This is a genomic window from Gordonibacter sp. (assembly GCF_036667095.1).
In the GTDB taxonomy this organism is placed as follows: domain Bacteria; phylum Actinomycetota; class Coriobacteriia; order Coriobacteriales; family Eggerthellaceae; genus Gordonibacter.
In genome coordinates, this window is record NZ_JAVWUP010000027.1 from 1 (window position 1) to 26,843 (window position 26,843).

Annotated in this window: 20 protein-coding genes and 1 tRNA gene; 7 read left to right on the forward strand and 14 right to left on the reverse strand. The window is 58.8% G+C overall.

The window, feature by feature from the left end:
• Window positions 1-300: 300 nt before the first annotated feature.
• Together RR842_RS04595 and RR842_RS04600 are read left to right on the forward strand one after the other, a co-directional pair.
• A complete protein-coding gene (locus RR842_RS04595; protein WP_332722802.1) occupies window positions 301-540 on the forward strand; it encodes a hypothetical protein in 240 nt (79 codons plus the stop codon).
• A complete protein-coding gene (locus RR842_RS04600; RefSeq protein WP_332722800.1) occupies window positions 521-1,015 on the forward strand; it encodes a hypothetical protein in 495 nt (164 codons plus the stop codon). The genes RR842_RS04595 and RR842_RS04600 overlap by 20 nt, the downstream gene beginning before the upstream one ends.
• 665 nt (window positions 1,016-1,680) lie before the next feature.
• On the opposite strand, the gene RR842_RS04605 is transcribed toward RR842_RS04600, so the two are convergent.
• From RR842_RS04605 to RR842_RS04615, 3 genes are all read right to left on the reverse strand, one after another.
• Window positions 1,681-2,016, reverse strand: coding sequence for a hypothetical protein (locus RR842_RS04605; protein ID WP_332522107.1), 336 nt, complete (start codon window positions 2,014-2,016; stop codon window positions 1,681-1,683).
• Window positions 2,009-2,437, reverse strand: a complete 429-nt coding sequence (locus tag RR842_RS04610; protein WP_332729101.1) for a DUF5674 family protein — start codon at window positions 2,435-2,437, stop codon at window positions 2,009-2,011. The genes RR842_RS04605 and RR842_RS04610 overlap by 8 nt, the downstream gene beginning before the upstream one ends.
• 497 nt (window positions 2,438-2,934) lie before the next feature.
• Window positions 2,935-3,011, reverse strand: a tRNA-Met gene (locus tag RR842_RS04615).
• Between the two features lie 268 nt (window positions 3,012-3,279).
• On the opposite strand from RR842_RS04615, the gene RR842_RS04620 reads away from it, so the two are divergent.
• Window positions 3,280-4,071 carry an amidohydrolase family protein gene (locus RR842_RS04620; protein ID WP_332512870.1) on the forward strand — a complete coding sequence of 264 codons (792 nt, stop codon included), beginning with the start codon at window positions 3,280-3,282 and terminating at the stop codon, window positions 4,069-4,071.
• Window positions 4,072-4,162: 91 nt separating this feature from the next.
• Here the strand turns inward: RR842_RS04620 and RR842_RS04625 are convergent, their stop codons facing one another.
• The 8 genes from RR842_RS04625 to RR842_RS04660 all read right to left on the reverse strand — a co-directional run bounded on the left by RR842_RS04625 (window position 4,163) and on the right by RR842_RS04660 (window position 17,568).
• A complete protein-coding gene (locus RR842_RS04625) occupies window positions 4,163-5,488 on the reverse strand; it encodes a hemolysin family protein (protein ID WP_332512871.1) in 1,326 nt (441 codons plus the stop codon).
• A 228-nt stretch (window positions 5,489-5,716) separates the two neighbouring features.
• Window positions 5,717-7,294 (reverse strand): basic amino acid/polyamine antiporter, encoded by a 1,578-nt coding sequence (locus RR842_RS04630; RefSeq protein WP_332574544.1) that lies wholly within the window; start codon window positions 7,292-7,294, stop codon window positions 5,717-5,719.
• Window positions 7,295-7,450: 156 nt separating this feature from the next.
• Window positions 7,451-10,348, reverse strand: a complete 2,898-nt coding sequence (locus tag RR842_RS04635; RefSeq protein ID WP_332729104.1) for an AMP-binding protein — start codon at window positions 10,346-10,348, stop codon at window positions 7,451-7,453.
• Between the two features lie 149 nt (window positions 10,349-10,497).
• Complete coding sequence (gene menB, locus RR842_RS04640; RefSeq protein WP_332512874.1) at window positions 10,498-11,337, reverse strand: 1,4-dihydroxy-2-naphthoyl-CoA synthase; 840 nt, start codon at window positions 11,335-11,337, stop codon at window positions 10,498-10,500.
• 317 nt (window positions 11,338-11,654) lie between these two features.
• A complete protein-coding gene (locus RR842_RS04645; RefSeq protein WP_332729105.1) occupies window positions 11,655-12,533 on the reverse strand; it encodes an alpha/beta fold hydrolase in 879 nt (292 codons plus the stop codon).
• A gap of 3 nt (window positions 12,534-12,536) precedes the next feature.
• Window positions 12,537-14,483 (reverse strand): thiamine pyrophosphate-binding protein, encoded by a 1,947-nt coding sequence (locus tag RR842_RS04650; protein ID WP_332729106.1) that lies wholly within the window; start codon window positions 14,481-14,483, stop codon window positions 12,537-12,539.
• Between the two features lie 4 nt (window positions 14,484-14,487).
• Window positions 14,488-15,765 carry an isochorismate synthase gene (locus RR842_RS04655; RefSeq protein WP_332729107.1) on the reverse strand — a complete coding sequence of 426 codons (1,278 nt, stop codon included), beginning with the start codon at window positions 15,763-15,765 and terminating at the stop codon, window positions 14,488-14,490.
• Window positions 15,766-16,077: 312 nt separating this feature from the next.
• Window positions 16,078-17,568 (reverse strand): helix-turn-helix transcriptional regulator, encoded by a 1,491-nt coding sequence (locus RR842_RS04660; protein ID WP_332722679.1) that lies wholly within the window; start codon window positions 17,566-17,568, stop codon window positions 16,078-16,080.
• A gap of 414 nt (window positions 17,569-17,982) precedes the next feature.
• Here RR842_RS04660 and RR842_RS04665 point away from each other — a divergent pair, with 414 nt between their 5' ends.
• Window positions 17,983-18,363, forward strand: coding sequence for a LuxR C-terminal-related transcriptional regulator (locus RR842_RS04665; RefSeq protein WP_332512879.1), 381 nt, complete (start codon window positions 17,983-17,985; stop codon window positions 18,361-18,363).
• A 123-nt stretch (window positions 18,364-18,486) separates the two neighbouring features.
• On the opposite strand, the gene RR842_RS04670 is transcribed toward RR842_RS04665, so the two are convergent.
• Window positions 18,487-19,719: a hypothetical protein gene (locus tag RR842_RS04670; protein WP_332554315.1), complete on the reverse strand. Its 1,233-nt coding sequence runs from the start codon at window positions 19,717-19,719 to the stop codon at window positions 18,487-18,489.
• A 368-nt stretch (window positions 19,720-20,087) separates the two neighbouring features.
• Between RR842_RS04670 and RR842_RS04675 the strand changes: the two genes are divergently transcribed.
• Both RR842_RS04675 and RR842_RS04680 read left to right on the forward strand, forming a co-directional pair.
• Window positions 20,088-21,761: an amidohydrolase gene (locus tag RR842_RS04675; protein WP_332729108.1), complete on the forward strand. Its 1,674-nt coding sequence runs from the start codon at window positions 20,088-20,090 to the stop codon at window positions 21,759-21,761.
• Between the two features lie 270 nt (window positions 21,762-22,031).
• Window positions 22,032-23,375: a serpin family protein gene (locus RR842_RS04680; RefSeq protein ID WP_332729110.1), complete on the forward strand. Its 1,344-nt coding sequence runs from the start codon at window positions 22,032-22,034 to the stop codon at window positions 23,373-23,375.
• Here the strand turns inward: RR842_RS04680 and RR842_RS04685 are convergent.
• Together RR842_RS04685 and RR842_RS04690 are read right to left on the reverse strand one after the other, a co-directional pair.
• Window positions 23,372-23,761 carry a Na+/H+ antiporter NhaA gene (locus tag RR842_RS04685; protein WP_332729112.1) on the reverse strand — a complete coding sequence of 130 codons (390 nt, stop codon included), beginning with the start codon at window positions 23,759-23,761 and terminating at the stop codon, window positions 23,372-23,374. The genes RR842_RS04680 and RR842_RS04685 overlap by 4 nt on opposite strands.
• 42 nt (window positions 23,762-23,803) lie before the next feature.
• A complete protein-coding gene (locus tag RR842_RS04690; RefSeq protein ID WP_332729114.1) occupies window positions 23,804-24,751 on the reverse strand; it encodes a LysR family transcriptional regulator in 948 nt (315 codons plus the stop codon).
• A gap of 253 nt (window positions 24,752-25,004) precedes the next feature.
• Between RR842_RS04690 and RR842_RS04695 the strand changes: the two genes are divergently transcribed.
• A complete protein-coding gene (locus tag RR842_RS04695; RefSeq protein WP_332729115.1) occupies window positions 25,005-26,798 on the forward strand; it encodes an FAD-dependent oxidoreductase in 1,794 nt (597 codons plus the stop codon).
• The last annotated feature ends 45 nt before the right edge of the window (window positions 26,799-26,843 follow it).

Genomic DNA, 26,843 nt, shown 5'->3' on the forward strand with positions numbered 1-26,843 from the left:
TTCTAGCGGCCTTGTATTACGCGAGTGTCCAGGAAACGGGTCAGGAATATGCCCTATTCTTCGGATGCCTTGCTCCGCTCAAGCGCCGCTAGGGCTTGTTGCATGCGAACTGCCGGGCTGCGCCCATCCTCACGACACCCGCACAAAGCCGGATGAAAGCCTTACCACTCGGCTTGGTGCAGGTGGCGCACTTCGTTCTTTGCGAAGATGACTCCGCCCAGCGAACCGCACGCCGTGCGGCAGGTACGCCGAAGCAAGCAAGCTTGCAATCGGCAAGCGATTCATCGAGAAAGGGTTATCATGGGTAACCGAGCAACCATCACCACCGAGAAGCACGACCTGGCGCTATACCTGCATTGGAACGGCGGACGCGATAGTGTGGAGGCGTTTCTGGAGTACTGCGCACTGCGCGGTTTCCGCTCCCCAGAATCCGATAGCTATGGATGGGCCCGCCTTGCGCAGGTGGCGTGCAACTTCTTCGGGGCGGAAGACTCCTCGCGTTTCGGCGACATTCGATCAAGTGGCCCAAGAATTTCTTGAGCAGCGAGAAGCCAATCCTGATGTTGCAAAACGCACGTCAGACACCAATAGAACGCATATCAACAAAGTAAGCTCGTTTATCGGCAACGACCCCATTCGCTCGAAGACTCCTGACGATATACAAAACCTGCTGAATGATTTACGCAATCCCGATCACCCCCTCAATAATGGTAAAGGAGCGAGCGGAACGTATGCAGAGAAGGTCTATGCAACCCTCAAGCAAATATTTGATTTCGCTCTAAAAAGGGGATACGTCAAAGAAAATGTCGTGAAGAGCGACGAGGTGGCTGCCCCGCAACGCGACACAGCATTCAACAGGCTTGGTTCAAAGAAAACCAGTTACGTTGGTCAAAGAAGCATCCTATATGCCACAGCAGAAACGCAAAGCATATCCTCTCGTCAACCTATGAGCGATGGTGGCGACAGAACAGATGTCGACTTAGAGTACCCGACTTTGCCACCATACACACCATGAGGCACACCTTCTCAACGTTGCTCATCGTGTATTGTGGGGCAGATACATCTACGGTTCAAGCGCTCACCGGACACGAGAAGCCTGATGTCCTGCTGGAAATCTACACCCATACACACCAGGGCGCGAAACTAGCAGCCATGACAAAACTTCAAGACTTTCTGTTTCCTTATGACGGCACGCAGAATTGCCGCCACTGCAAACACTGGTGCCCAGCCCCGGACGGTATGCAGGAAAAAGGTGTCTGCTGGGAAAGCGGTAGCGCGGTGTTAGTCATATGCTCCGCAGATCAGGAATGCAACATAGAGAAGTTTGACCTCAAACCTGCTGCGTAACTTCTTCCAATTTTAGCCAAAGTTTGTCAAGAGTCAGCAAGATCATGTAATGCGTTCGGCTCTTTTTCGGCTCTACATCAATTTATTTTGCTATGAAAAATAAAAGCAGGGCAAAAGTTTTTCACTTCTGACCTGCTATAAATTTTGGTCGCGGGGACAGGATTTGAACCTATGACCTCCGGGTTATGAGAATACGTTTTCGCCTCACGCTTATGGCTGGTCAATGGTACTTTACCACACCGAAAGCCCAGTGTTTATGTGAAAATTATTGATTGAAACCAATGCATCTTGACGGAGGAGTACCAAAACGACGCAAAAGCCCCGCTTGCGTTTCTAAGAGTTTCTTACATTGCTTGCAGCAACGGCAAATTGATTGAAGTAGCGTTCAAGTGAGCTTGCGTTTTCATCAAAAATGTCCCCATCAAACAGCTTCCTGAATTCGCTTTGGGCTATTTGAACCTCAAAAAGCCGCGGCGACCGCTCGAAAGCAAGCTGCGCTTGTGTGGCATCGAATAAATCATACGCACGCATAAGCGCCATATTCCGACGTTTTTCGTTACCTTTTCGCTGGGCTTGAATCGACCGCCCAACTTCCGCTCCGATGTTCGCCATCTGCTCGCAAAAACCAAGTTGTGACCAACGTTCTCTGTCTATACGATAGCTAGGCACAAACAACTCCTTCAATAATGTGGCAAATATCCGTACGAACACCTTCATCCTCAACGTCACGAGAATTATTGCCCTGCGCCGGACGAATGTTGATCATGGAGTCAAACTCGATAAAGTCTTCATCACCGTAGCTATCGGGATAGAGGTTAATGCCCCATAAATCCGATTGTGCAGAACCTGTTTCGAGCAAGTATTGTTCCTCATCGTAATGAAGCTCGGCATCAACTACAACAATACCCAAACGAATGTCCACAACGGCTTTCACAAGAGAGCCATACATGTGCGAGGCCATTTCCTCTAATTCTTCGATACTGATTGATTCGACTTGTTTCAATGGTGGTCTCCCATCCGCCAACGCACAGCACTTACTAGATTCAAATAATAACGAGAAGCACGTTTGACCGCCGATCTTCAGGCGCAAACGCATGCTTCCACACTCGCAAACCAACGGTATTTTACCACCCCTCGCATCCACACACAGCCTTCAATATGCTCATAGCAAGGGGCGTGGATACGGAAAAGTTACTTCAAGCTTCAACGTCGTTACCACTCAACAAACCCCAAAGAGTGTTCGCCGCCTCTCGATCTTTGGCTCTTATCACGTGCGTGTAAGTGTTCAGAGTCAGTGACACGTCGGCATGGCCTAGCCTCCCTTGAACGGTTTTGAGCCAAAAAATCATGCCTCCTGCTTTCTTTTCTGCCCTCGCTCTACGACTTGCCGCTACAGCGCAGTATCCCACTGTAGTGCCTTTGTCATTACTGAACCATTCTTGAATCGATGCAGATCATGAATGCTTTAAAACAAGAATAGCAAAGGTCGCAAAGCGCAGTGAGTACAAAAACCGTACCAAATAAGGAGGAATCGCCCCTAAACACAAAAAAGGTCGAAAGCATTTTCAGCTTCCGACCTATAAATTTTGGTCGCGGGGACAGGATTTGAACCTATGACCTCCGGGTTATGAGCCCGGCGAGCTACCAGACTGCTCCACCCCGCACTATGGTGCCAACTTGCATCCATTCGATATATCAAGAACAGGAAAAGCGGCAAGTGAAGATATTACCCTTGCCGCGAGGTCAACACAAGCAATTTCTCCTTCTTCACATAATATGCACAATCTTTAGGCACTTTTAGGCACTCGCGAAGAGAGGCCGGCTGCCTTCTTCAGAAGACCGTCAAGTTAGACATACTGGCTAATGCACCGACGACGAAGGTGCAGTACAATCGATTGTGCAGCAAGAGGAAAACGAAGGAGTACCGGAACTATGGCCGTTATCGACATGCATGCCCACATCTATCCCGACAAGATAGCCGAGCGCGCCGTCGATGCCGTCGGCGACTTCTACCTGGTTGGTATGTACGGGAAGGGCACGGCCACGCACTTGCTTTCCTCGCAGGAGCGCTCCCCTCTTACGCACTTCGTCGTGCACTCCGTAGCCACGAAGCCGGGCGGCGTTGCCACCATCAACAACTTCATTGCCGAGCAATGCCAGCAGCACCCCGAGTTTATGGGGTTCATGGCCATGCACCAAGACCTGGAGGACCCTGAAGCCGAAATCGAGCGCGCCATCGGCCTAGGGCTGCGCGGTATGAAGCTGCACCCCGACACGCAGAAGGTCGACATGGACGACCCTCGGCTCATGAATATCTACGAGATCATCGCGGGGCGGCTCCCGCTTATCGTGCACACCGGCGACTATCGCACCGACTTCTCGCATCCACGCCGCCTGAAGAACATCCTGCACACCTTCCCCGACCTGGTAGTGGACGCAGCGCACTACGGCGGCTGGTCAATGCCTGAAATCGGCTACGACCTACTGCACGACGAGAACGTGTTTATCGACGTGTCCAGCTCCATGATGTACTTGGGCAATCGGCGGGCGAAGGAGCTTGTGGACATGTGGGGCACCGACCGCGTCATGTTCGGGTCGGACTTCCCCATGTGGGACCCCGTGCACGAATACGACACGTTCACCTCGCTCGGATTCACCGACGATCAGCTGGAGAACATGCTTTGGCACAACGCCGAGCGGTTCATGGGGATTAAGGTCTCTTAAACTGCGCCACCCGCTTAAAAAGCGCCGAGGCAACTTCCTCGGCGCTTCTCGTTTTGGAACGTTTTTGCAGCTCTGCAAGCAGGATGGAACGTTACTTGCCGTTCTCTACGGCTTTCTCCGCATGTTCGACAATCACGCGGATCTTGTCGATGCGGTGACGGTCCATGTCGAGTACGGTGAACGTAGCCTTATCGCCGTCGTCTTCCACCGTCACCGTATCCCCCTCGTTGGGGATGCGGTCAAACAACGACAACAGCAGACCGCCCGCCGTCTCGCATTCCTCGGCCTCTACCGGCTTGAAGCCGATAAGCTCTTCCACCTCGCCAACCGGCATGGAGCCGTCAACCAGCAGGCTACCGTCCTCCAACTCGACAACGCCGTGGCTTTCGCCGTGCTGGTACTCGTCGTCGATGCGGCCGACGATCTGCTCCATGATATCGCTCATGGTAACGATACCCGACGTACCGCCGTGCTCGTCGATAACCACGGCAATCTTCGTGCGCTTTTCCTGCAACGTCTGCAGCAGCTTCGCGATAGCAATACCTTCAGGTACGGCCTGAATCGTACGGATACGCAGATCGTCGAGCGTGCTTTCCGCCGGCATGGTGTAGAGGTCCTTCACATGCACAAACCCAACGATGCGATCCTTGCTGCCGCGGCACACCGGATAACGCGTGTACTTGTACTGCCTGATCAAATCCATGTTCTCTTCGAGTGAATCCTCCAAGTCCAAGCAGATCACGTCGGTACGCGGCGTCATGATGGCCTCGGCGTCCTTGTCGCCCAGATCAAAGATGTTGTCCACGTACTCGTTCTGCTCAGGATCGATGAGTCCGCTTTCGGTGCTCTCGTCGATGAGCAGCTTGATCTCCTCGTCGGTGTACACCTCGTGCTCGTTGGCAATATCGTGTCCCAGCAGCTTCATCACGCCGTTCGTAATGGAGTTGAACAGCCACATGACGGGATACGTAATGCGATAGAACCACACCAGCGGCGTGGCGGTGAGCAGGGCCCAGCGCTCCGTAGAGAAGATGGCAAGCGACTTAGGAATCAGCTCGCCTACCACGATGTGCAACGCCGTAATGATGATGAAGCCCACGGCTATGGCGATGGCATGGATGGCCGCCTCGGGCAGCCCGAGCGCCGAAAGCAGCGGCGAGATAAGCGTCGACACCGCCGGCTCGCCCAACCAGCCAAGCGCAAGCGAAGCCAGCGTGATACCCAATTGGCAGGCAGAGAGGTAGGCATTGACGTTTTCTGCAACGATTTTGGTGTATTTAGCGCCGGAGCGTCCCTCGTCAACGAGGATTTCCACCTGGGATTTGCGAATGCGCACCAGCGCGAATTCGGCAACAACAAAAAATGCATTCATGAGCAGGAAGAACAGGACAAGTACAAGGCTTAACGCAACGGGCATTAAAGCTGGTCTCCTTAGGTTTTACTGTCAATGTCTGCGCAGGTGGCAACAAATACTACCTGCAACGCAGCAGCTTTATTCTGTCCTTGTAATTTGTACCATCCTACGGGTTCCCCTGCGCGAAAAACTACTCTTTATACAGAAGTACGCACCTTTGCCACACGCCCACGGTGCAACATAGCGGAAACGTAAGCGAAAGCAAAGGCGCATCCCGTCCCGTCCTTCGCTCTAGATCACGACCTGTCCGCTGACAAGGAGAAACAGCGACACGGCCGCGGCCACCAGGATAACGACCACCACCACCTTGTCCACCGTGCTCTTCAAGTACTGCTCGCCACGTTCTTTCTTGCCCTTGATGTACATGAGGATACCCGGCGCATACAGAAGCGACATGAGGGTGAGTCCCACCGAGCCCGATGCCCATGCCAAGAAGAAGCTGTACACCACGCCGAAGATGCCGAAGATGCGCCACAGCACGATGCTGCCGCCGATCTTGCCCTTGAACAAGCCCGGCTCTGTGAACGTGAGCTTGGCGAAGTACGCCGCCGAAAGCAAGTACGGCAGCAGAATCATGCCAGCCGACAGCGTATAGAAGAACTGATACGAGCTGTCGGAGAACAGCATGGCGATAAGGAACACCTCGATGATGATGTTCGTAACGACGAGCGTAACGATAGGGGCACCCTTCTTGTTCGTCTTGGCGAACGCCTTGATGAACACGCCCTGCTCGGCCGCCTCGTACGGCGACTCGCTCGAAAGCACGGTATAGCCCAGCATAGCGCCCACCAGAGATAGCACCACGCCGCAGTTGATAAGGATGGCACCCCACTGCCCTACCGCCACCTCCATAACGCCGGCCAGCGCCGGGTTCTCCAGCTCGGCCAGCTGCGACAGCGGCATAACGCCCATGGACAGCACGCTGACCAGCAGGTAGATAGTCAGCACGCACACGAACGCGATAATGGTGGCCTTGCCTACGTCCTTGCTGTGCTTAGCGCGCCCCGAAATGGCCACAGCACCCTCGATGCCCACGAACACCCAGATAGTGATCATCATAGTGCTGCTCACCTGGTCGAAGAACGGCAGGCCCGGCTCAGCCCCCGTCGTGAGGTTCGCCATAAAAATGCCAAAATCGAATTTCTGCAAGAAGATGATGACGATGATAGCCACAAAAATGGGTACGATCTTGCTGATGGTGATGATAGCGTTCACGCCGGTGACTTCTTTTACACCGCGCGACACGAGGAACACGTAGAACCAGATGAGGCAACTCGCCCCGATGACCGATGCCAGGTTGGTGCCACCGCCGAAGATGGGGAAGAAGTACGCCAGTGCTCCGAACAGAAGCGCTGAGAAGCTCACCGTGCACAGAAGCGCACTGATCCAGTAGCCCCACGCGCTGTTGAATCCGAGAAAGTCGCCGAATCCGGTGCTCGCATAGCTGTAGATACCGCCCCGAAGGTTAGGCTTGACACGCGAAAGCGCGAAGAATGTCATAACCAGGCACAATACGCCGATGCCGGAAATGCTCCATGCCGTGAGGATGGCCGCACCGCTCGCCCCGCCAGCTGCTTGGTCGCCCGCCAGCGTGAACACGCCGCCGCCGATAATGAGCGTGATAACCGTGGTTACGAGGCGGAAGATACCCAGGCCCCCATGAGGCTGCGCGATACCCGGCGAATCACCCGCATTCGAGTCGGTCGCCAGATCGCCCCCCGACGTCGACAGTGGGGCGGCGGAGGCCGAAGCCTGCGTCGTCGATGCGGATTGGTGCGATACGGATTGGTGCGATGCGGAAGCGCTCATAGGACCACCGTTCCTCGACGGGTTTACCGCTCCATAATACCCTACCCGCGCAGCTAGGCTCGCCTCTTTCTCTGATGTTTTGATTCTGATTATTGCTCGCAGTTTGAATTCTTTATTGCAGCCAAACGAGAGGGCAGCCCCCTGCGCCCTCAGAAGCTAACGAGCAGCAACCATACTTTCCACCAGCACCGATGAGAGAGCGACACGGTTCAAATCGCAGCCTAGGCCGTACTCGTAACCACTACGACCAAGCGTGACCAGACCACGCTCCACCGTGTAGGGAGGATCGGTCACCTCGGTGGCAAAATAGCGTGCCGTAGCGCCGATATCACCAGGAGCATCGATACCTGGCAGCGTCTCAAAGGCGGCATGCAGGCGCTTGGACACGCCCGTGTCGTACATGCCCCCCATCCACACGGACAGGCCGCGTGATTGCGCCAAACGAAGGAAGTCCAGCGACGGCTGCACGCCGCCCATCTTAGCGATCTTGAGGGCATAACAGCGCAGCTCGGGATACTGCAACGCACGAGCCAAGTCGTGAGGACGTGCAATGGATTCATCGAGGCAGAGAGGTGTACTCAACGTACGCTGCAACCGCGCCAAACGCGCAAAGAGGTCGGCAGGGCCTACCGTGGGGGCGCAACGCGCATCCAGCGGCTCTTCGATCCAGGCGGCACCGCACCCATCCAAAACCCGCAACTCGTCCAAGTCGCGCTCCATAAAGCTCTGGTTGGCATCGAGTGTGAGCATGGTCTGGGGGAACGCCTCCCGTACGGCGCACACGGCCGGTGCCGACCCGGGGGCTACCTTCAGCTTCACCCGCCGATAGCCCGCTTCGACGCAGCGGCGCACCGCCTCGACGGTATCTCGGGGCGAGCCTATACCCACCACGGCACCAGCAGGAACAGCCACCGTCGGGGAAGCTGCGGCGGAAGTGCGGGGGGCCTTCCCCTTCCCCGCAGTTTCCTTACCCACACCGTCCTCGTTGGCTTGACCGCCGATCAGCTGCCAAAGCGGCTTGCCGACGATCTTGCCGTACAGATCCCAAAGCGCCGGCTCCAGCGCGCCTTGGGCCAACGGGAAGCCTGCGGCCTCGGCGCACCGGGCAAACGAAGCGCCCACCTCGGAAGGATGCAGGTACACCTCGCTCAACACCACGGGGGCCAGCACCTCCTTCAGCACGCGTTCATCCTGGTCCAATGTTTCGGGCAGGTACCAATCGGTCTCGAATGCCACGCACTCTCCCAGACCGGTGCGTCCGGCATGGTCCTGCACTTCGACGAGGATCGATTCGCGGCTGCGCAGCAGGCCTTTCGCCATCTTGAACGGCTGGATGAACGGCAGGCGTATACGGTGCAGGGTGATGCGCGTCACTTCGATACGCTTGTCGTACAACGCCTCAAGAGCGGAGCGATCCACCTTTCCTACACCCGTGCGCGGGAACCGGTCCAGCACGCAGATACAACGGGGCTGATAGAGCTTCGACAGGCGCGGAGCCAGGCTCGTACGCACCGAGGCCGAGAACTGCTGGGGCGTAAGCTGCCCGTGTGCCGCCGAGGCAGAGGGAGCAGACAACGCCTGCGAATGCGTTTGAGGTACAGCATCATCGTATGCACGCTCGACAAAGGCCACGGGGCGGCGGCCCCATTGAGGATCGGGAACGCCGAACACGTAGGCATCGGCAATACCGGGGATGCGCACCAGCTTGTCGTGGATCTCGGCCGGATAGACGTTCTCGCCACCCGACACGAACATGTCGGCCGTACGTTCCTTCACGTACAACCGACCGTTCGCCAGCGCGGCCGTGTCTCCGGTAAGGAACAGCCCGTCCACCGTGTAGGCCGCGCGGGCGTTCAAGTAGCCCCCGAACACTCCGGGGCCTTTCACGGCCAGCCGACCGAACCCTTGGGCATCGGGGTCCACAATACGCGCCTCATAGCCGGGCAGCAGGCGCAAGCCACCGTCAAACGAAGAGGTGACCTGGGCATGCGCCATCTGGCTGGAAGTCTCCGTCATGCCATAGCTTACGTACACGCGCGCACCTGCCATTTTCGCTTGCGCGAGCGTCTGGGGATTGGCAGCACTTCCCCCCAACAGAATACAGCGGTACTGCCGCAGCACGCCTGAATCGTCCGCGACAAGCAGATCCTGCAGCATCTTGTCCACCACCGAAATGTGCGTGGCGCGCACGCGCCCCGCATCGGACAGCAGGCGCTTCGCATCGAAGTGCCGATACAGCACAAATTGCGATCCCGCCAAGAAGCTGCGCACGATCACCTGGAATCCGCCTACATGGCAAAGGGGCAAAGCCGCCTGCCACACCCCGCCGTCCGAGCCGCACAGCGTAGCGTTCGACGCCTCTGCAGCGCCGCAAAGCTGGGACCACGCCAAAGACACGGCCTTCGCCTTACCGGTAGAGCCCGAGGTGAACATGATCAGCGCGCGGTTTTTCGCATCGAACACATGCGCAGAACGCTCAGCGAAGTGGATGACCTCCTCCAAGGCATCCTGACGCTGCGTCTCGTCGCGGCGACGACGCGTGGCGCGCTGCGACGAAGCGCGTCCCAAACCGCGTGAGGAACGCGGCTCGGCAACAGCGGCCGCCGTACGGGCCATGAAGCTGGGGCGCGTGGCACGGGACGTTGCCGAATCGGCACGGTCCTCGCCTGCCAGCAAAGCAATCGCTCGATCGAACAGCGCCTGAGCCGCATCTTCGTCAACGCGGAAGGATACCCGCACGTCGGGACAGCGCTCCAATTCCAGAAGGCGCGTCAGCTTCTCGCCGGGCGTCAGGCGGTTGTTCATGGCTACCAGGGTGAAGCTGCCGTAGGCCGCAGCCAGAATGAGCAGCACATACAGCGAACAGTTCGGCAAGTCCACGGCTACGCAGTCGCCGCGTTGCACCCCGCGCGCCTGCAGGTGACGAGCCAACGCGGCAGCCAGCATGCGAACCTCGCGATACGAGTACGAGGTCTCGCAGCCCACTTCATCAACGTACGTGAAACACGTACGTTGCGGGTATCGGCGCACCATGCTTTCAAACGCGCTGATCATCGGTTAGCTGATCCTGCCTCCTGCCGTTTACCTGCAGAGTATTCGTCTGCATAACTGCCGGTTTTGCTTGCGGGCATGCACGTTGGAGACGCAATCCATGCCTACCTAGGCACGTGCGTTCCGCTGCGCGAAAACGCCCGATGGGTACTTTAAGGGAACTTCGGGAACTGGGTGAAATCGGGAGCGCGCTTCTCCTTGAAGGCGTCGCGGCCCTCTTTCGCCTCGTCGGTGGTGTAATACAGAAGCGTCGCATCGCCTGCTAGCTGCTGGATGCCGGCCAAGCCATCGGTTGCCGCGTTGAACGAGGCCTTCATGAAGCGCAAAGCCGTGGGAGAGAGCTGCAGCATCTCGCGCGCCCAGCTGACGCATTCCGCCTCCAGCTCGTCAAAAGGCACGACCTTGTTCACCAGGCCCATATCCAACGCGTCGGCGGCCGAATACTGGCGGCAGAGGTACCAGATCTCGCGCGCCTTCTTCTGGCCCACGATATCGGCCAAATAGCCCGCGCCGTAACCGGCATCAAAACTGCCCACTTTGGGGCCGGTCTGGCCGAACTTGGCCGTGTCGGCTGCAAGCGACAGATCGCATAGGATGTGCAGGATGTGGCCGCCGCCGATAGCGTAGCCGTTGACCATGGCGATGACGGGTTTGGGCACCACGCGGATGAGCCGCTGCAAGTCCAGCACGTTCAGGCGCGGGATGTTGTCCTCTCCCACGTAGCCGCCGTTCCCGCGAATCTTCTGGTCGCCGCCGGAGCAGAACGCCTCGTCCTCATGGCGGCCACCATGGTTAGCGCCGGTGAGGATGATGACGCCGATTTCCGCATCGTCTCGCGCAACCGTGAACGCATCGTACATCTCGTTGACCGTGAGGGGCGTGAACGCATTACGACGCTCAGGGCGATTGATGGTAATCTTGGCGATGCCGTCGCACGTCTCGTACCTGATCTCGCGGTACGCTTTGCCCGATTGCCACGCAACGTCGCTCATGGCCGTCCTTTCAGGGGCGCCCGGATGGCCGGCGACGCCGATAGGGGGAGGTGATTCGAAGGTATACCACGTATAGTACCGCGTTGCGGCAGCGTGCGGGCATAACCGCAGAAGAATTCCGAAAATCGGCATGTCTCGATAGCTGAAGAAGCTGAAGAAACAAAAGGGCGGCCCGTCCGCTGTGTCGGTTTGGTTTTTGCCAGGCTTCTGCTTGGCTTCTGCTTGGCTTCTGCAGTTTCGCTGCTCGCACCTTGCGGGGGTTTTGCTCGGGTGGTTGGGCTGATTATTCAGCCTCAAGAGCTCCCGCGAGCCGTGGCTTACCGGAGATTTGCTAGAAAGTCGCTGATGGCGGCGCAGAAGCGTTCGGGGGCCTCGAGATGCACGTTGTGTCCCGCACCCTCGACGATGCGCACTGCGCAGACGCCTTCGGCCCGCAGGTCTTGGGCGATTTCGCGATACGTGCGATCGCGGCCGCCCGCCAGGTAGAGCACCGGGGCCGGGAAACAAGCTAGGCTCGACAGCGTTTCCGCACGTAGCGGCATCGCGTGCTGCCCCGCGCCCTCAAACGAACGCGCCAAGGCTTCGGCATCGTTGGACAGACGGCCACGGCGGATGCGCTGTTGGGTGGAAACGGGCAACTCGCCTTGGGTGACGAACAGGGGCAAGCGCGCCCAATCGTCCATGAACGCCTCAAGGCCCTCCGAACGCAGACGTGCGGCATGGCAGGCGTCGCGAGCTGCCGCCTGCGCACGCTCCCCTTCGTCGACGGGTCCGAGCCCTGCGCTCTCCAACACCAGCGCAGCAAACGGGCGGGCGTCGCGCTGCGCAGCCGCCAAAGCCACACGCCCTCCCATCGAATAGCCCACGACCGGCACAGCCGGCACACCTACGCCACCCGCAAGGTGCTCGAGGAACGCGCAGGTTGCCGCCGCTGCCTCGTCTAAGCGGTACCGGCGTGCATCCAGGGGCCGATCACTGCAACCGTGACCAACTAAATCGAGCGCCACCACCGGGCGCGTGCGCGCCAGACACGGTGCAACTTCGTCCCACGACGAGGCGCTCTGTGCAAACCCATGCAGCAGCACGAGCGGCGCGACCCCGGATCGCAAGGTACCCCACGTCATCGAGCCGTACGTCACGCCACGGAAAACGAAACGGCCTTCCTCGAGCTCAGGGTCTACGTGATCGCGTCGCATGCGCTACCAATACTTCCGATAGCGCTCTTTCAGGCCCTCCAGCGGAACGCCCACCTCGATCAGCGAGATGCCGGGAGTTCCCAGCAGGTTCCGGTAGGCCTCCTCGAAGGCGGGAACCGTCTCTGCACAGCGATACGGCACACCGAAGGCTTGCGCGGCAGCGGCAAAATCGACGTCTTGCGGTGTGAGGAACAGCCGCTCGAAGTAGGGGTCGCTCGATTGCTGCGGCAGCATGTCAAAGATAGCGCCGCCGTTGTTGTTCAGCAGCACGATGACGATGCTGGCTGCCGGGCGTCCTTGCTCGCGCTGCACGCGCAGCTCGCGCTGCAAAGCCAGCGCGTTCAGGTCGTGCAGCAGAGACAGGTCGCCGATGAGCAGCGTAGTCTGCTCGAAATGCTGCGCCGCCCCCAAAGCAGACGATACCGTCCCGTCGATACCGTTCAGACCTCGATTGCACAGCACGACCAAGCGCTTGTCGCTTTTCAGATAGAACGTGTCCAGCGCGCGGATGCTCATCGAGTTGCCCGCGAACAGACACGACCCGGCAGGGGCCAGCTCGACTACCCGACTCACAAACGAGCCCTCGAAGCCGTTCTCGACGGCATCGGCCTGCACAATGCGCGCACGCGCGGCATCGTTGGCAGCAATCCACGACTGCGTGAGGGTACGCTGCGCTTCCGTGTCCGTATGAGCGAAACGAAAGGAGCGCACGAAGCTCGCAGGCGCACAGGCCACAAACACAGCGGTGGCAGCATTAAAGTCGCGCGTCTCGAGCGGGTCGACCACAATCGTGAGCGGGCGGGCGGCAGCGAGCGCCGAGGTAGCGCGCTTCGACACCGGATAGCGCCCGAATCTGATGACCGCATCCGGAGAGGGAGGCTCGCCTTCCGAACCGAACACCGAGTCGTAGTTGTCGATCACATACGGGTCATCAATGCCCCGCAAACCCGACAGAGGATCGGCAAGAAGCGGGAGTTCGTTGGACCGGGCCCACAAAACCAGGTTGCGTGCCTCCCTTTCGGTATGCACGCTCCCCTCGCCAGCCAGCACGACCGTACGACAGCCCCGCAGCACCTCGGCAAGGCGGTCCCCGCCGTCATCAAGTCGTAGGTGGGTATGAACGCGCGGCAGCGCAGTCGCCTCCTGGGCAACGCGCGCCGTCTCGAACAGCCCGGCAACCGTCAGATCGGGCTTCAGCGGCTCGTCAAAGGGGAAGTTCAGGTGCACAGGGCCGCCTTCGCACGCACCAGCAAGGCGAATCGGCGCAGCCTCCATTCCTCCCGCGCATCCACCCCGCAGCGCCGCTTCAGAACTCTCAGCATCATTTACCGCCTCCACCCCGAACGGCATTGCAGCGATACACGCCTCGCGCGCCGCCTGGCGGGCGAAGGCTGCGGCGGCCTTGCCTGCCGCAGGCAGCGGCATCTGGCGGAAGGCACGCACATGATCGCCGAAAGCCTTCAGCTGGTCGCACGTTTGCGGGGCACCCAAGCCCTGCAAACGCGGCGGACGGTCGCCGGTCAGTACCAGCAGGGGAACCCGCGACGATGCAGCCTCCATCACCGCCGGATAGTAGTTCGCCACGGCCGTCCCCGACGTGCAGATAAGCGCCGCCGGGCGACCGCTCGCTTTCGCCAGACCCAAGGCGAAGAAGGCAGCCCCGCGCTCGTCTACGTCCACAAACAGCCGCAGCCGCTCGGGAAAGCGGCGCGACAGCTCGTAGGCGCACATCGCCAGCGGCGTGGAGCGCGACCCGGGGCTCACCACCACCTCGCGCACGCCCCAACGGACAAGCTCGTCGAAGAAGGCACCGAGGAACAGGGCCGTATGAACGGGCAACTCTTCGGCCCGCTTCGCGTCGGCGGCTTCGGGGCAATCGCCCAACTCCGCCCCTGCCGCAGCGCTCCCGCTCGGGGATACAATTTGCCGCCCTAACAACGCATCGCCCATAGCCCTATGCGCTCCTCTCGTCGCCCACGACCCCGCCGCCGTCGAACGCGCTCAGAATCGTTTTCAGCTTCATGCCTATCTCGTCGTACTCGTCATCGGCCACACTGCCAGCCACAATGCCGCAGCCGGCATACACCCAGCCTATTTCGCCGTCGAACACGCCCGTGCGCAGCGCCACGGAGAACGCACCGTCGCCGTCGCCGTCCACATAGCCGCAGGCACCCGCGAAGAAGCCGCGATTGTACGTTTCAATGGAACGCAGCAGCATCTTCGCCTCGCCCACCGGCGTGCCCGCTACGGCAGGAGTCGGATGTAAGTCGCCCTTCATCTCCCATAAATCGACGCCTTCCAGGATGTGCGCCCTGGCCGGCGTGTGCAGGTGCTGCACGTGCGTCAGCGGCAGAATGCCTGGCTCAGAGGGCACATCAACGTCGTAGCACGTGCGATTGAACACCTCACGGATAAACTGCACCACGTAATCGTGCTCGGCGCGGTTCTTCGCATCGGCCATCAGCCCATCGGCCAACCGCACGCGATCCTCCTCCGTCGAGCCCGCCGGGCACGTGCCCGCCAGGCACATGCTCTCTACGTTGCTGCCGTGCTTGCGCACCAACAGCTCGGGCGTGCATCCGCAGAAGAACACGTCGGCATAGCGGTACAGCAGCACCGTACCCCGCGCATCGCCGTCGATCAAGTTCACTAGCAGGTCTTTCGACGAGAAGGGCTTCTCGGCAACCAGCTTCTGACGCCGCGACAACACTACCTTGCCCACGCGTCCGCCCTCGATGGCCGCAAGCCCCGTCCCTACCGCTTCGCGCCACGCCTCGCGGGAATCAGATTCCAGCGTATACGGAACCTCTTCGCGCTGCCGCGGCGGTGCAGCCAGCGCTTGGCGAGCGAACCGGGCAACGCGACCGGCATACACCGGCCCCAGCGAGTTCACCTGCAAGAGCCTGCCGCGTTCGTTCTCAATAAGAACCACTTCCGGCAGCATGAACCGCAAGCGAGGAAATGCCTCGAACAGCTCGTCGGTAGGAGCCGGATTCTCCGCATCGAAGCGGTTGAACGAGAAAAACACGGGCGGTTGGGCCACCTCGCCCTCTCGCTCGTATTCCACTTCGTCGAGCGTCGGCAGCGCAATGCAGCGCCCCAGCCCCAGGTAGCGACACGCACGCGCTTTGTCGTAATAAACGAACTGATCGGTGAAGCCCTTCTGAAGCGAGCAGAATGCATCAACGATATCGGCCTCAATGGGCTGAGAAAGCGAGAAAATTTTCGTCATACCTACCTACCGAGCGTTGTCTTCAACACGGTGATCTTCACCTTGTTCATATGCGCCTCCGTCCGCGCCGTCTGCCCCGACGCGTCGAATCGTTAACAAATATACGAGTGCAACGCATTCTAGCACGACACTCTTTATACTGGCCGACAGGCAGCTCCCTGCGTGCACACATGGAAGGGGTGGTTTTGTGGTAGTGGTGGAACATGGCTCCCAGAGTGGCAGCTCCCTGCATGCGCACATGGAAGGAGTGGTCGAAGGCACCACTCGCTGCCCCCGCTGCACCGCCGAGCTGTCCGAACCGGTCCAGCCCCTCTAGGCGCTCTCGACAGGGATCGACGGCACGTTCTCTTCGGTAGAGAACATCTTCTCCTGCTTGGCCACGAATGCCTTCAGGTCGCCCTCGGAATGCAAGTCGAGCTTCCCATACAGGTTATGCAAATGGGTCTTGATGGTGTTGGGCGTGATGAACAGGTCCTCGGAAATAGCCTTGCGCGTCTTTCCCACCACGATGCTGTGCATGATCTCGAGCTCGCGCTGTGTCAGGCCGAAATCCTGCGCGATGATCTCGCAGGTGCGATACACATCGGTGGCCCCGCGCGGGTCGCCTGGACGGACGAATCCCCAGCCCGTTTTCAGGTTCGCGCTGTTAGACAGCAGCAATCCCGCCAGCATAACCAGGAAAGCGGCGGCAGCGAAGAAGAGGGTGGTCTGCTCGGCGTTGGGAAGACTTTGCAAGGCAATGCTCCCGATCACGATACCCAACGCGCGGCCGGTCATAAGGGCCGTCGAAGGGCAGGATGCCACCCACGTTGCCGGCTGGTCGTTGTTCTTGATCAAGTACGACCCCAGCCCCCAAAGCACCAAATCTAAATACAAGAATGCCGCCAATTGCAGAACCGCTGCAATCGCCGGCATTCCAGCAAACGCGCCGACCGACAGCAACCCCAACCCCGCCAGGGGAAAGCCGATCTGGTATACCGAGCGGTTAAAATCCATCTGCAGCACCAAAACCACCAGAAACGCCAAGAGCGCTGCGAAAAAGTAGCCGGCAGAGTCGAGAAACTGCCCAAAGAAGCCCGAGAAGCTCAAAAAGCCCAGAGGAATACCCAATGCCAGCCCCTGCGTAAGAGAGGTGGCCATAAAGCGGTACGGGATAAGCAGCTCGTTCGTCGATTGGCGGTAGAGCACCTTCTGATCGGGAAACGCTCGCTGCTTCGCAAAGAAAAAAGCTAGCACGGTGAGCGCAGGGAACACGAACATCAAAACCCACACCGCTGTCGAGGGCAGCAGGGCGATACCCGTGGCCAGCACCGCCGTGGCCAGTGCCGAAGCAATGCCGTAGGTAAGCGTCGGCGTCATACCCAGCATGCCGAATAGGCGCCCCAACTCGATATGGATGCCCATAAGCCCCACGCCCAGCGATGCGATGCCCAATCCCAGCGTAACCAACCGCAGCGTATCGTTGGAAATGCCCGCATGCGTTTCCATGAACAGGAAGAACACGCCCAACGTCATGCTGACCACTAAAAACCACAGGTACCCGTTCTTGTCGAACACCTGCACCTTCTTGAACCTAAACGCGAAGAACAGGCACACGCCTGCGCACATGAGGATGAACAGCACCAGCGTCGGCAGCGTGTAGCCTCCCAGCTGGAATGTCCCCGGAAAAAGAAAGCCCTCCATGAACAAGACTACCGCGAAGGTTTTGTAAACGGTGAAAACAACAAAGAGCGAAGGGTACTTTCGCACGGCATGCGCGATCTTGCCCATCTCGCTGCGATGAACGCCCCCAGATTCCATCATGGCTCCCCCTGACGACTTTGCGTCCAGCCTTGAAGTGCGAACATGACGAGCCCTCAACCTGAATGCTCAGCACGTTCATGAGATATTATAGCTAATCCGACGTAAAATACGTCTAATGCTTAGGGGATTAGTTGAGCAATTTAGCTAAACCACCTTGGATAGAGGATGGCGTTTTGCAAGCGGAGACCGCATTATTCATTCCAGCACATGCGCAGCGTCCCCGTCCGAGGAAGGACACTTACGAGGAGGTGAGAGGGGGATCGGACGCTAGCGTGAGCGGTCACTTTAGTGGCCAGTTCAAAACCAAAGTTTCGCAGAAGCGAAAACCGAGGTGTCACCCCCTGTTCCCCCTTCGGGTCGCTCCCGGAGGGGGAACATCCAGTAGCATCTTCCCGACGAAGGGAACCGCCGCCCATGAAACGTTCCGCACCGGCACAAGGACCCAATCGCTACCTCGACTTCACGAGCGCCAAAGGCCTCTGCTTCCGAATGCAGGTGGTGGACGATCCGGCCGATGCGTATTCGTTCACTGTTCGCGTCACGCCGCTGCCCAGCCAAGACGAGCTTGGTCCAGACAGCCCCTCCTTAAGACCGAACGACCGACTTTCCCTCCTTACCGCACGCGAGCGCGACGTGGCGCTTCTTGTTGCGGAAGGCTTCACGAACGATCAGATAGCAAACAAGCTGTACGTCAGCCTCTCCACCGTGAAGTCCCATCTCCAGAACATCTTTGCCAAAGAGAACGTTGCCAACCGCACCACCCTCGTGTCCCTGCTGCACGAAACGACACCGTAAACAGAACATACGGCCACCAAACGAACAGTAAACCAGGAGCCCCTGTTGCCGGGGGTTGGCAACAGGGGCTTTTACGGGGATAGGGTATGTCGTAAATCAGATGAGGCGCACCTCTTGCGTCTGCTAGGCGATCATCGGCACCATCACGTACATGACGAAGAACGACCAGGCGATACAAACCGTGAAGATGGCCAGCTGGATCAAGCAGATGGGATGGTAGGTACCCTTGAAGCGGAACACCTTGAACACCCAGTCAACCAGCGGCGCAAACACCACGGCGCCGATGATGATCGTGGGAATAACGATGGCCCAGCTGGGCGGATAGGTGCTCACTACCGCAGACACGAACACCACGCCGGCAAACGTGAAGGCCATGCCGGTCTTCTTCCACCGCGGGTACCAAATAAGGATGGCCAGAGCCGCCGTAACAATCTGAGCCATGATGAGCAGCGGGAGGTTGCCGGAGCCGTAGGCAGGATGCAGCGGGTTCATTACCCACGAAACAATGGCGCCTACGTACATGCCGATAGTTGCCCACGAGCTGCCCCAAATGGTCAGCTGGCCGATGTCGCCAAATACCTGATGAACGAAGAACTTGCCCGATGCCTGCGAAGTGGCAGGATTCTCACCCGGAGCAGGTGCCGGAATGGTCATCCACGGCATAAGGCGGAACAGCAGCGAGCACAGCGGCACGATAATGGCCACACCGATGGACACGGCCACGAACAGCGGCAAACCCAGCGGCATAATCGCGCCGTACAAAATCGCGAAGCAGACCGGGCACGTAACCAGCGTTCCCACAATAAGCGACGTGGCAACTTTCTTGATGTCAGACCCGTAAAAGATCACGAACACCTGCACGGTCAGAACCACGGCAAACGTGGGAATCCAACCGCTGGCGAACATGCCGCCATAAACCAACTGGCCCAAGATAAGAGCCAAGGCCGTCGTCACGAACATAGTCGTGAAAATGCGCCCGTTCCCTGCCACGCCGGTACCGGCATGGGGAGAGCGCTTGCGCTCGAGGGCAGCAGCCACAAATCCCATGATGATCATGCCAACAGAAGCCGGAAGCGCCGCGATGAACGAACCTTCGGTCCAATCGGCGAAGAACCACGCTACGCGATAGAGGGGCGAACCCTCGATGCAGCCGGTCATCATAGTGCCGAAATCGTAAATGAAATTGTTGTTTATCAACATCGGTTGGACGAACGACATTAACGCATACAGAGCGATCGCCCCAACGACAGTGATACAGAATGCAGGAAGAATCTCTGTGCGCGAACAAGCAGGAGCCTTGTCGGCGGAAGTTTCGGCCACCATCGACTCAGCCTCTTCCATAAGTGTATCAGCCACAGTAACACCTTCTCTCATGTTATTAAAGTTGAATAAGCAACGCAGAAGGTCAAAACGGCACTGCCCGTTAAGGGGCCGTTTTGTCTACGTACTTTTGAACTACCGAGGAAGGATTAATGCGGACATCATACCGAATGTCTCCGCCTCAGGGGAATCGGCCAAAAGTACGATAACTGCGCGATATATCATCCTTTTGGCCACTGGCGGCTCCGGCCGATCTTCCCGTATTCTGAACTGCGGGATGACACATCAGGTTTTAAACGGGGGTTCTTTCATATTTGCCTACTTGCACGGTTAGCGAGCCGTACAAAGGCATACCCGATTCTTCGCTTCTGCATCGTATTGACGACTGAAGAGGAGGCACTACTATGAGCATTTGGTATCCTGAGGCCGATCTGGTCATCAAGCATCCGAAAATCTATACCGTCGCCATCACCTGCGACGAGGTTAAAGAAGGCAAGACCGACTTCCCCATCATCGAAGACGGCGGCGTGGCTGCCAAAGACGGCAAGGTCATCGCCGTAGGCACGGCGGCCGACATGGATCAGTATGTAGGCGAGCACACCGAAGTCATCGACGCCTCCGGCAAGATCCTCACTCCCGGCTTCGTCGAGTGCCACCTGCACTGCAAGTGGACCGGCGAGCAGATGCTGAACCTCGACTTCAACGGCGTGACCAGCCGCCAGGCCATCCTCGATGCCGTGGCCGAGAAGGCCGCGAGCACCCCCGACGGCGAATGGATCGAAGGCGACGGCTGGAACGAACTTATTTGGGAAGACAGCCAGGAAGTCATCACGCGCCGCGAACTCGACGAGATCGCCCCGAACAACCCCGTGTTCCTGCTGCATATGACCGTGCACACTATCACCGCGAACTCTCTCGCGCTTGAAGCATGCGGCTACACGTTGGACACCCCGCAGCCCGAAGGCGCCGAAATCGGACATTACGACGACGGCGAGCTCGACGGCCTGCTGTACGAGAACGGCGCGCTGCAGCCCATGCTCAAGGCCAAGCCTGCCTTGACCGACGAGCAGCATCTCGAGAGCCTCGTGCTCATCGGGCAGCGCCTCAATTCTTACGGCATCACCAGCGCCATCGACGCAAACCTCAACTACAAGCAGATGCACATCTACAACGAGGCGAAGAAGCAGGACAAGCTGTCCTACCGCGCAAACCTCATGTTCTATCTCGACCCGCAGTTCGGCTCCTTCGAAGACAACCTGCGCCGTCTCGAGGAGATGGACTGCGTCACCGGCTTCGGCGACGACATGCTGAAGCTGAACGGCTGCAAGGTCACACTCGACGGCATCACCGCCGCGTTTACGGCAGCCATGAGCCGCCGCGAGTACCGTCAGCGCCCGGGCTTCTACGGCGACACCATCTACACGCAGGAAGAGATCGATGCCCTCGTGTGCAAGGCGACCGAGCTCGGATGGCAGTTCGGCATCCACACCATCGGCGACGCCAGCGAGGATCGCGCGTTGCATGCGTTCCAAGAGGCCAACAAGATCCGTCCGGTCAAGGAACTGCGCCACTACCTCATCCACTACCAGCTGCCCTACGAGGACCAGTGGCCCATCATGAAGGAACTTGGCGTGGGCGTGTGCCTGCAGCCGACGCTGGTATCCCAGATGGGCGAAGAGCCGCTGTTCTGGCCCGAGCAGGTCGAGCGCTTCCAGTCGCCGGGCCTCATGTTCAAAAACGGCATCATCGCCGGCGGCAGCTCCGACTCGCCAGTCGTGTCCCCCGACCCGCTGCTGGGCATGTACTACGCCATTTCGCGCATCGACGACACCACGGGCAAGATTCTGTCCAAGGGCGACGAGTCGAAGGTAACGCCTATCCAAGCCCTGATCATGTGGACGAAGAATTCCGCGTTCTTCAGCCATGACGACGACAAGATGGGTTCGGTCGAGGTAGGCAACTGCGCCGACTTCGCCATCCTCGATCGCGACTGCTTCGCCTCCGACGATCCGACGGATGTCCGCGACGCGAAGGTCACCAAGACCATCCTGGGCGGCAAGGTGGTGTACGAGGTCTAGACCAGCACCTTTGCATCTGATAATTCCTGGCGAGCACTTCAGTCGATTATGGCTGAGGTGCTCGCTTATGTTCGGCAGTTTTGAGCAAAGACCGATCAGCCGAACGCCCAACCAAAACCAGCGCCAACACGACTTTCGCACCAACAAGTTATTAGTCTTAGGATTTCGCTATACTGCAACGTATGCTGTCGAATACCAAAACCCTGCTGTCTGGATTCGATCATTAAAGGCTACAGACGCACATAATAAAGAAGGCTAGGGAGGACTCCTATGAACCGACCCCTTATCGCACTTGCCGCAATCGCCTGCATTGCGGGAGCGCTTGCGCTTGCAGCTTGCTCGTCTTCCAGCGAACCAGGAAACGCTCCGCAGGAAGGAACCTCTGGCGACACGTATGCCGTCGCGCTTCCCGCAGTTCCGGCAAAGTTGGGCGAAGACGATGCCGAAGCTTGGCTGAAAACGCTTGACGAGAACCTCCTTGACGCAGACTTCCTCGCTTCACTTTCAACCTTTTCGTACAAGACGGCTTCAGCAGCGCTCAGCGAGCCGGAGGCAAGCACTTCGAAAGACCCGGAAAAGGGAGCAAACAGCACCTATTCTCCTGTCAGTCTGTACTATGCATTCGCGCTGGCCACACAAGGGGCTGCCGGACAGACGGCGACAGAGATGAACGCACTGCTCGGAGCAACCGACCCGGCCGCAGTTGCTCAAAACAGTGGCAACCTGTTCCGCGTGATGGCAAGCGATCCATACTCCACCACAGCGCTGGCGAATTCTATTTGGATGTCGGATAACGACCCGTTCAAGCAGAGTTTTGTCGATACTGCCACGCAGCAGTTCTACGCCACACCATTTGCAGTGAAATTCGGCACGCCCGAAACGGATGAGGCCATTGCAAGCTGGATCAAGGACAACACCCGCGGGACCATCGATCCACAGGTGGAAACCACCAGCGACCAACTTATGTCCATCATAAACACGGTGTATTTCAAGGATGGGTGGGTAATCCCCTTTGACGTAGAGAACACGAAAGACGACACGTTCCATGCGGCAGACGGAGACAAGACCGTCTCGTTCATGATGCAAAAGTTCGACGATCCGCGCGAGTACGTGCAGACCGACCGCTACACGCGCGCCAGCTTGGGCTTCGCCGGGGGTGCCACCATGTCGTTCGTTTTGCCGGCAGAAGGAGTGACGGCTGGAAGCATCCTGAGCGATGCTGCTCTGCTCGAAGAATCGCTCACAGCACCTGCAACCGATCTCGCACGCATCACGTTCACGTTACCCAAGGCCACCTTCGACACGTCATTCGATCTCATCCCGCCACTCAAGAGCTTGGGGCTTGAGACTCCCTTCTCCGATCAGGCCGACTTTTCCAACCTGACGGAGCAGCCCGCATTCATTTCCCTGATCAAGCAGGAAAGCCACATTGCCTGGGACGAGAACGGTGCCGAGGCCAGCGCCTACACCAACATCGGCATCTCGAAGATGTCCCTTGCTCCCGACGTGAGCAAAGAGTTGGACTTCAAGCTGGATCGTCCGTTCCTGTTCGCCATCACTTCGGCCCAGGGTGCGCCCCTGTTCATCGGCGTGTGCGGCAATCCGGCAGCTTAGCCTGTTTTGGCAGGTCGTGCTTGCGGCAGGCGCGACCTCACCGTGAGCCACGTAGCCAGAAAGATGCCCAACGGCTTGCCGAACAACAGACCCAGGAACACACCCGCGGTCACCGGATTCGTGATCACGGCAACCAGGTCCATGCCTGCCAGCAGAATACCGGCGTTAAAGAAGGCAAAATCACCCACCGAGAAGCCAAGGCTGAACGTGTGCCAGAATTCCGCAAAAGAGGGCAGGATCGGCGTGTTCTCAATGACCTGAGCCAGTACGGCCGCTGCCAACATGAGCATGGTGGCCCACGTAGAGGAGTGGGTGAATTCCCGCAGCTTGCGCTTGCGCCGATGATGATGCCGCACTTCCAGCTCAAGGATACGTTCGGTAGGCAAGACCGAGGGATCGCCGCTCAGACAAACGCCCTTGTTTGCCTGCTAAAGCATTTCCGCCAGGGACGCCTCAGCCAAGCGCTTCATCTCGCAGGCCAGCAGCGCTCCGTTCTCTGATGCCACGAACGCATCGGAGAACAAAGCGTAGAAGTCGGTGTTCAGCTTCATGTCGGCCAAGGAAAAGGCCCGGCATTCTTTCCGCTCGTCTATGCCGAAGCGCGAGATCAGCGTCGTGGGAACTATGCCGAGCATATCTTGAAAGTCGTAGACGAAGTACTCGAAGTGATCGCTGAAATCCATGGTGCGCAGGGTGATGCGGGCGCCCTGCTCGAGGAAGCGTTCGTCCACGCCGTCGCGCAGGTATCCGCGGTAGATGTCGGGCGGCAACATGAACACAGCGCCATCAAGGTCGCAGGCGGCGATGGAGGGCTTGTTGAACAGCGGGTTGTCCTGGGTCATCAGCAGCTTTATCTCCTCGGTGCACAGCTTGAACCCCTGCACACCTAAGGCAAGCTCCACCCTCTCCTCTTGGGGGACGTAGCTCTTGTAGCCGGCGATCACGATATCGTTCGTACCGTCAAGCAGGGCCTCGCTGGTACTGAACGGGCCTGTGACCGTTTCGATGTCGATGCACTTCTCAGGATAGCGTTCTTGGATGGCATGGCGCGCCCGGTACAGTATGGTTTCGATCCAAGGCAGGTTGGTCTGCGCCACGGTAACGGTAAGCACGTTGTCCGCGAAGCCCCGATACTCGTCCGCGATAGCCTGGACGGTATCGAGCAGGCGCGAACCCGTCTGGATGAAATGACGTCCGGCAGGCGTAAGTACGGCCTTGCCTTGGCACTTCCCCACCAACTCGCACCCCAGCTCTTCCTCGAGCTCGCGCAGATGGTCGGTCAGCGTCGGACGGGTGATGTAGAGTTTCTTCGCCGCCGCCGAGTAGTTCATCTCCTCGGCAAACGTCAAGAACTCCTTTACGTAGCGCGTATCCATCGAAATCCCTCCCCGGTCAACGATGATGCGTCGCGGTACTTGTAAAGAATATTTTACACCCTCCCGCATCATTCGCCTACCTGCCTGCAAGTATTCCGGCAGCTCTGAAAAAAGACCTCCCGGTAAAAACCGCTCGACGCCCCTACGATAGAGACAGGGAACGACCCGATTGCCCGATAGATTCCTTTGGGAGGGAATCGGCACCGCACGACCGCGGCAGCTTTTCGGACGGGTCGACACGAAAGGGGACTTCATGAATCTGGATCGCAGGAACTTTTTGAAGGGCGCTGCTATCATAGGCAGCACCGGAGCTTTGGCAGGATTGGCCGGGTGCGCACCTGCAGGCGGGAAAAGCGCGGGTGAAGATTCCGGCATCTCAAAGGAGCGGGCCGCCTTCGAGGCGGCGACACAGCCCATCGCCCCTGTCGAGCCACCCGCATCATGGGACGAGGAAACGGAAGTCGTCATCGTCGGTTCGGGCGGCGGCGGCATGAACACATCGATCCGCCTCTCGCAGGCGGGCTACCAGGTACTCATGCTGGAACGCGGCGAAGAGACCGGTGGCAACTCGAAGCACTCGTCGGTGTTCTCCAATTTCGGCGGGCACAAGCAGGCAGAGGCAAACAAGTGGGCGTATCCCTCGTACCCCTACGACGTAAACAGCATCGTGGAGTTCGTCATGGATTGTCAGCAAATGACCGGCGACCCCGACCTGCTGCGCGCCATGGCTACGCAAGGCCCCTTGTGCATCGACTGGATGAACGAGAAGGCCGGTGCCAAGTGGAAGCCGATGAACCCCTCGCCTGCCGGTGCCGGACTTCTGGAGTGGGAGGGTATGTCCACGCCCACCAACGGCATCAATGTGAACCTTATTCCCTTCCAGCAGCTTGAGCAAACCGCGCGCGCTGCCGGCACAGACATCCGCACCTCGTGCAACGTGGATGCGCTCGTGTTCGACGGGGAAGCGGTGCTGGGCGTGAAGGTGACCGAGGGCAAGACCGAGAAGTTCATCCGGGCCAAAAGAGCCGTGGTGCTCACCGCTGGCGGCATGGAAATGAACCGAGCCATGATGGCGAAGTATTCTGCCACCTGCCTGCAGGGCATCGCCAACATAGCAACACCGCCCAATGGCACGGGCGAGTGCATCCGCATGGGGCAAGGCGTGGGCGCCGACCTCTCCGGCTACGACTCCACCGGAGCGTTCGACGGCGGCGTATGGTGGCGCGATTACGGCGAGTACGACCTGATGATGGACTCGCATATCAACAAGGACGGCAACCAGGCGCTGCGCCAGCCGTGGCTGCGCATCAACCGCGAAGGCCAGCGTGTGCCCTACATCTCGACTTCGGCGCACAGCTATCCGTATACCACCGACGCGCCACCGTCGTCGGAGGGATTGTGCGACACGGCTGCCATCGAAATGAACCAACCCGGCGGAAAGACGTACTGCTGCTTCGACTCGAAGTTCGACAAGCTGGTTACCGATAACTTCTTCGGCCAGGTCATTTGCCGCAAGGCGAAGATCGTGGCCGCCGACGACCCGTTCATCGACCGCGTGCCCGAATGGCTGCGCGACTGGCATACCGGCTTCCAGAAGATGATCGATGGCGGAGCCATCAAGAAATGCGACACCATCGAGGAGCTCGAACGGGAACTGGGATTGGACGAGGGCGTGCTGGTGAACTCCGTAAAGAAGTGGAATGATGCCTGTAAGGCTGGCGAAGACGACGTCGCCGCCTACAAGTATCGTCCTGAATGGATGATTCCCGTAAGTGAGCCACCCTACTACGGCGCGAAGCTGGGCGGGCACGTGTTCGGCTCGAAGACCGGCTTGCGCATCACGCCGAACATGCAGGTCGTGAACACTGCGGGCTCGGTTATTCCCGGTCTCTACGCTGGATGGCACACCGCCGGGGGCTCGTCGGGCGAGGGTAATCCAGCTGGCAAGCCGCTGACCGGTATGTACGCCGACCTCGGCCTCGCACTCGTAGGCGGTTACATGGCTGCCGGCGACATCATGGAGGAGGACGGCAAGCACGAGGCGTAAGCCCCTTGGAAGGCGAAGCCTTGCAGCAGCTTCGCCTTCCTGCCC

Bases quoted from the DNA above. Each gene is read 5' to 3' on its own strand.
- RR842_RS04595 (WP_332722802.1), top strand. From the start codon at position 301: ATGGGTAACCGAGCAACCATCACCACCGAGAAGCACGACCTGGCGCTA.
- RR842_RS04620 (WP_332512870.1), top strand. From the start codon at position 3,280: ATGGCCGTTATCGACATGCATGCCCACATCTATCCCGACAAGATAGCC.
- RR842_RS04625 (WP_332512871.1), bottom strand. From the start codon at position 5,488: ATGCCCGTTGCGTTAAGCCTTGTACTTGTCCTGTTCTTCCTGCTCATG.
- RR842_RS04630 (WP_332574544.1), bottom strand. From the start codon at position 7,294: ATGAGCGCTTCCGCATCGCACCAATCCGTATCGCACCAATCCGCATCG.
- RR842_RS04635 (WP_332729104.1), bottom strand. From the start codon at position 10,348: ATGATCAGCGCGTTTGAAAGCATGGTGCGCCGATACCCGCAACGTACG.
- menB (WP_332512874.1), bottom strand. From the start codon at position 11,337: ATGAGCGACGTTGCGTGGCAATCGGGCAAAGCGTACCGCGAGATCAGG.
- RR842_RS04645 (WP_332729105.1), bottom strand. From the start codon at position 12,533: ATGCGACGCGATCACGTAGACCCTGAGCTCGAGGAAGGCCGTTTCGTT.
- RR842_RS04650 (WP_332729106.1), bottom strand. From the start codon at position 14,483: ATGGGCGATGCGTTGTTAGGGCGGCAAATTGTATCCCCGAGCGGGAGC.
- RR842_RS04655 (WP_332729107.1), bottom strand. From the start codon at position 15,765: ATGACGAAAATTTTCTCGCTTTCTCAGCCCATTGAGGCCGATATCGTT.
- RR842_RS04660 (WP_332722679.1), bottom strand. From the start codon at position 17,568: ATGATGGAATCTGGGGGCGTTCATCGCAGCGAGATGGGCAAGATCGCG.
- RR842_RS04665 (WP_332512879.1), top strand. From the start codon at position 17,983: ATGAAACGTTCCGCACCGGCACAAGGACCCAATCGCTACCTCGACTTC.
- RR842_RS04675 (WP_332729108.1), top strand. From the start codon at position 20,088: ATGAGCATTTGGTATCCTGAGGCCGATCTGGTCATCAAGCATCCGAAA.
- RR842_RS04680 (WP_332729110.1), top strand. From the start codon at position 22,032: ATGAACCGACCCCTTATCGCACTTGCCGCAATCGCCTGCATTGCGGGA.
- RR842_RS04690 (WP_332729114.1), bottom strand. From the start codon at position 24,751: ATGGATACGCGCTACGTAAAGGAGTTCTTGACGTTTGCCGAGGAGATG.
- RR842_RS04695 (WP_332729115.1), top strand. From the start codon at position 25,005: ATGAATCTGGATCGCAGGAACTTTTTGAAGGGCGCTGCTATCATAGGC.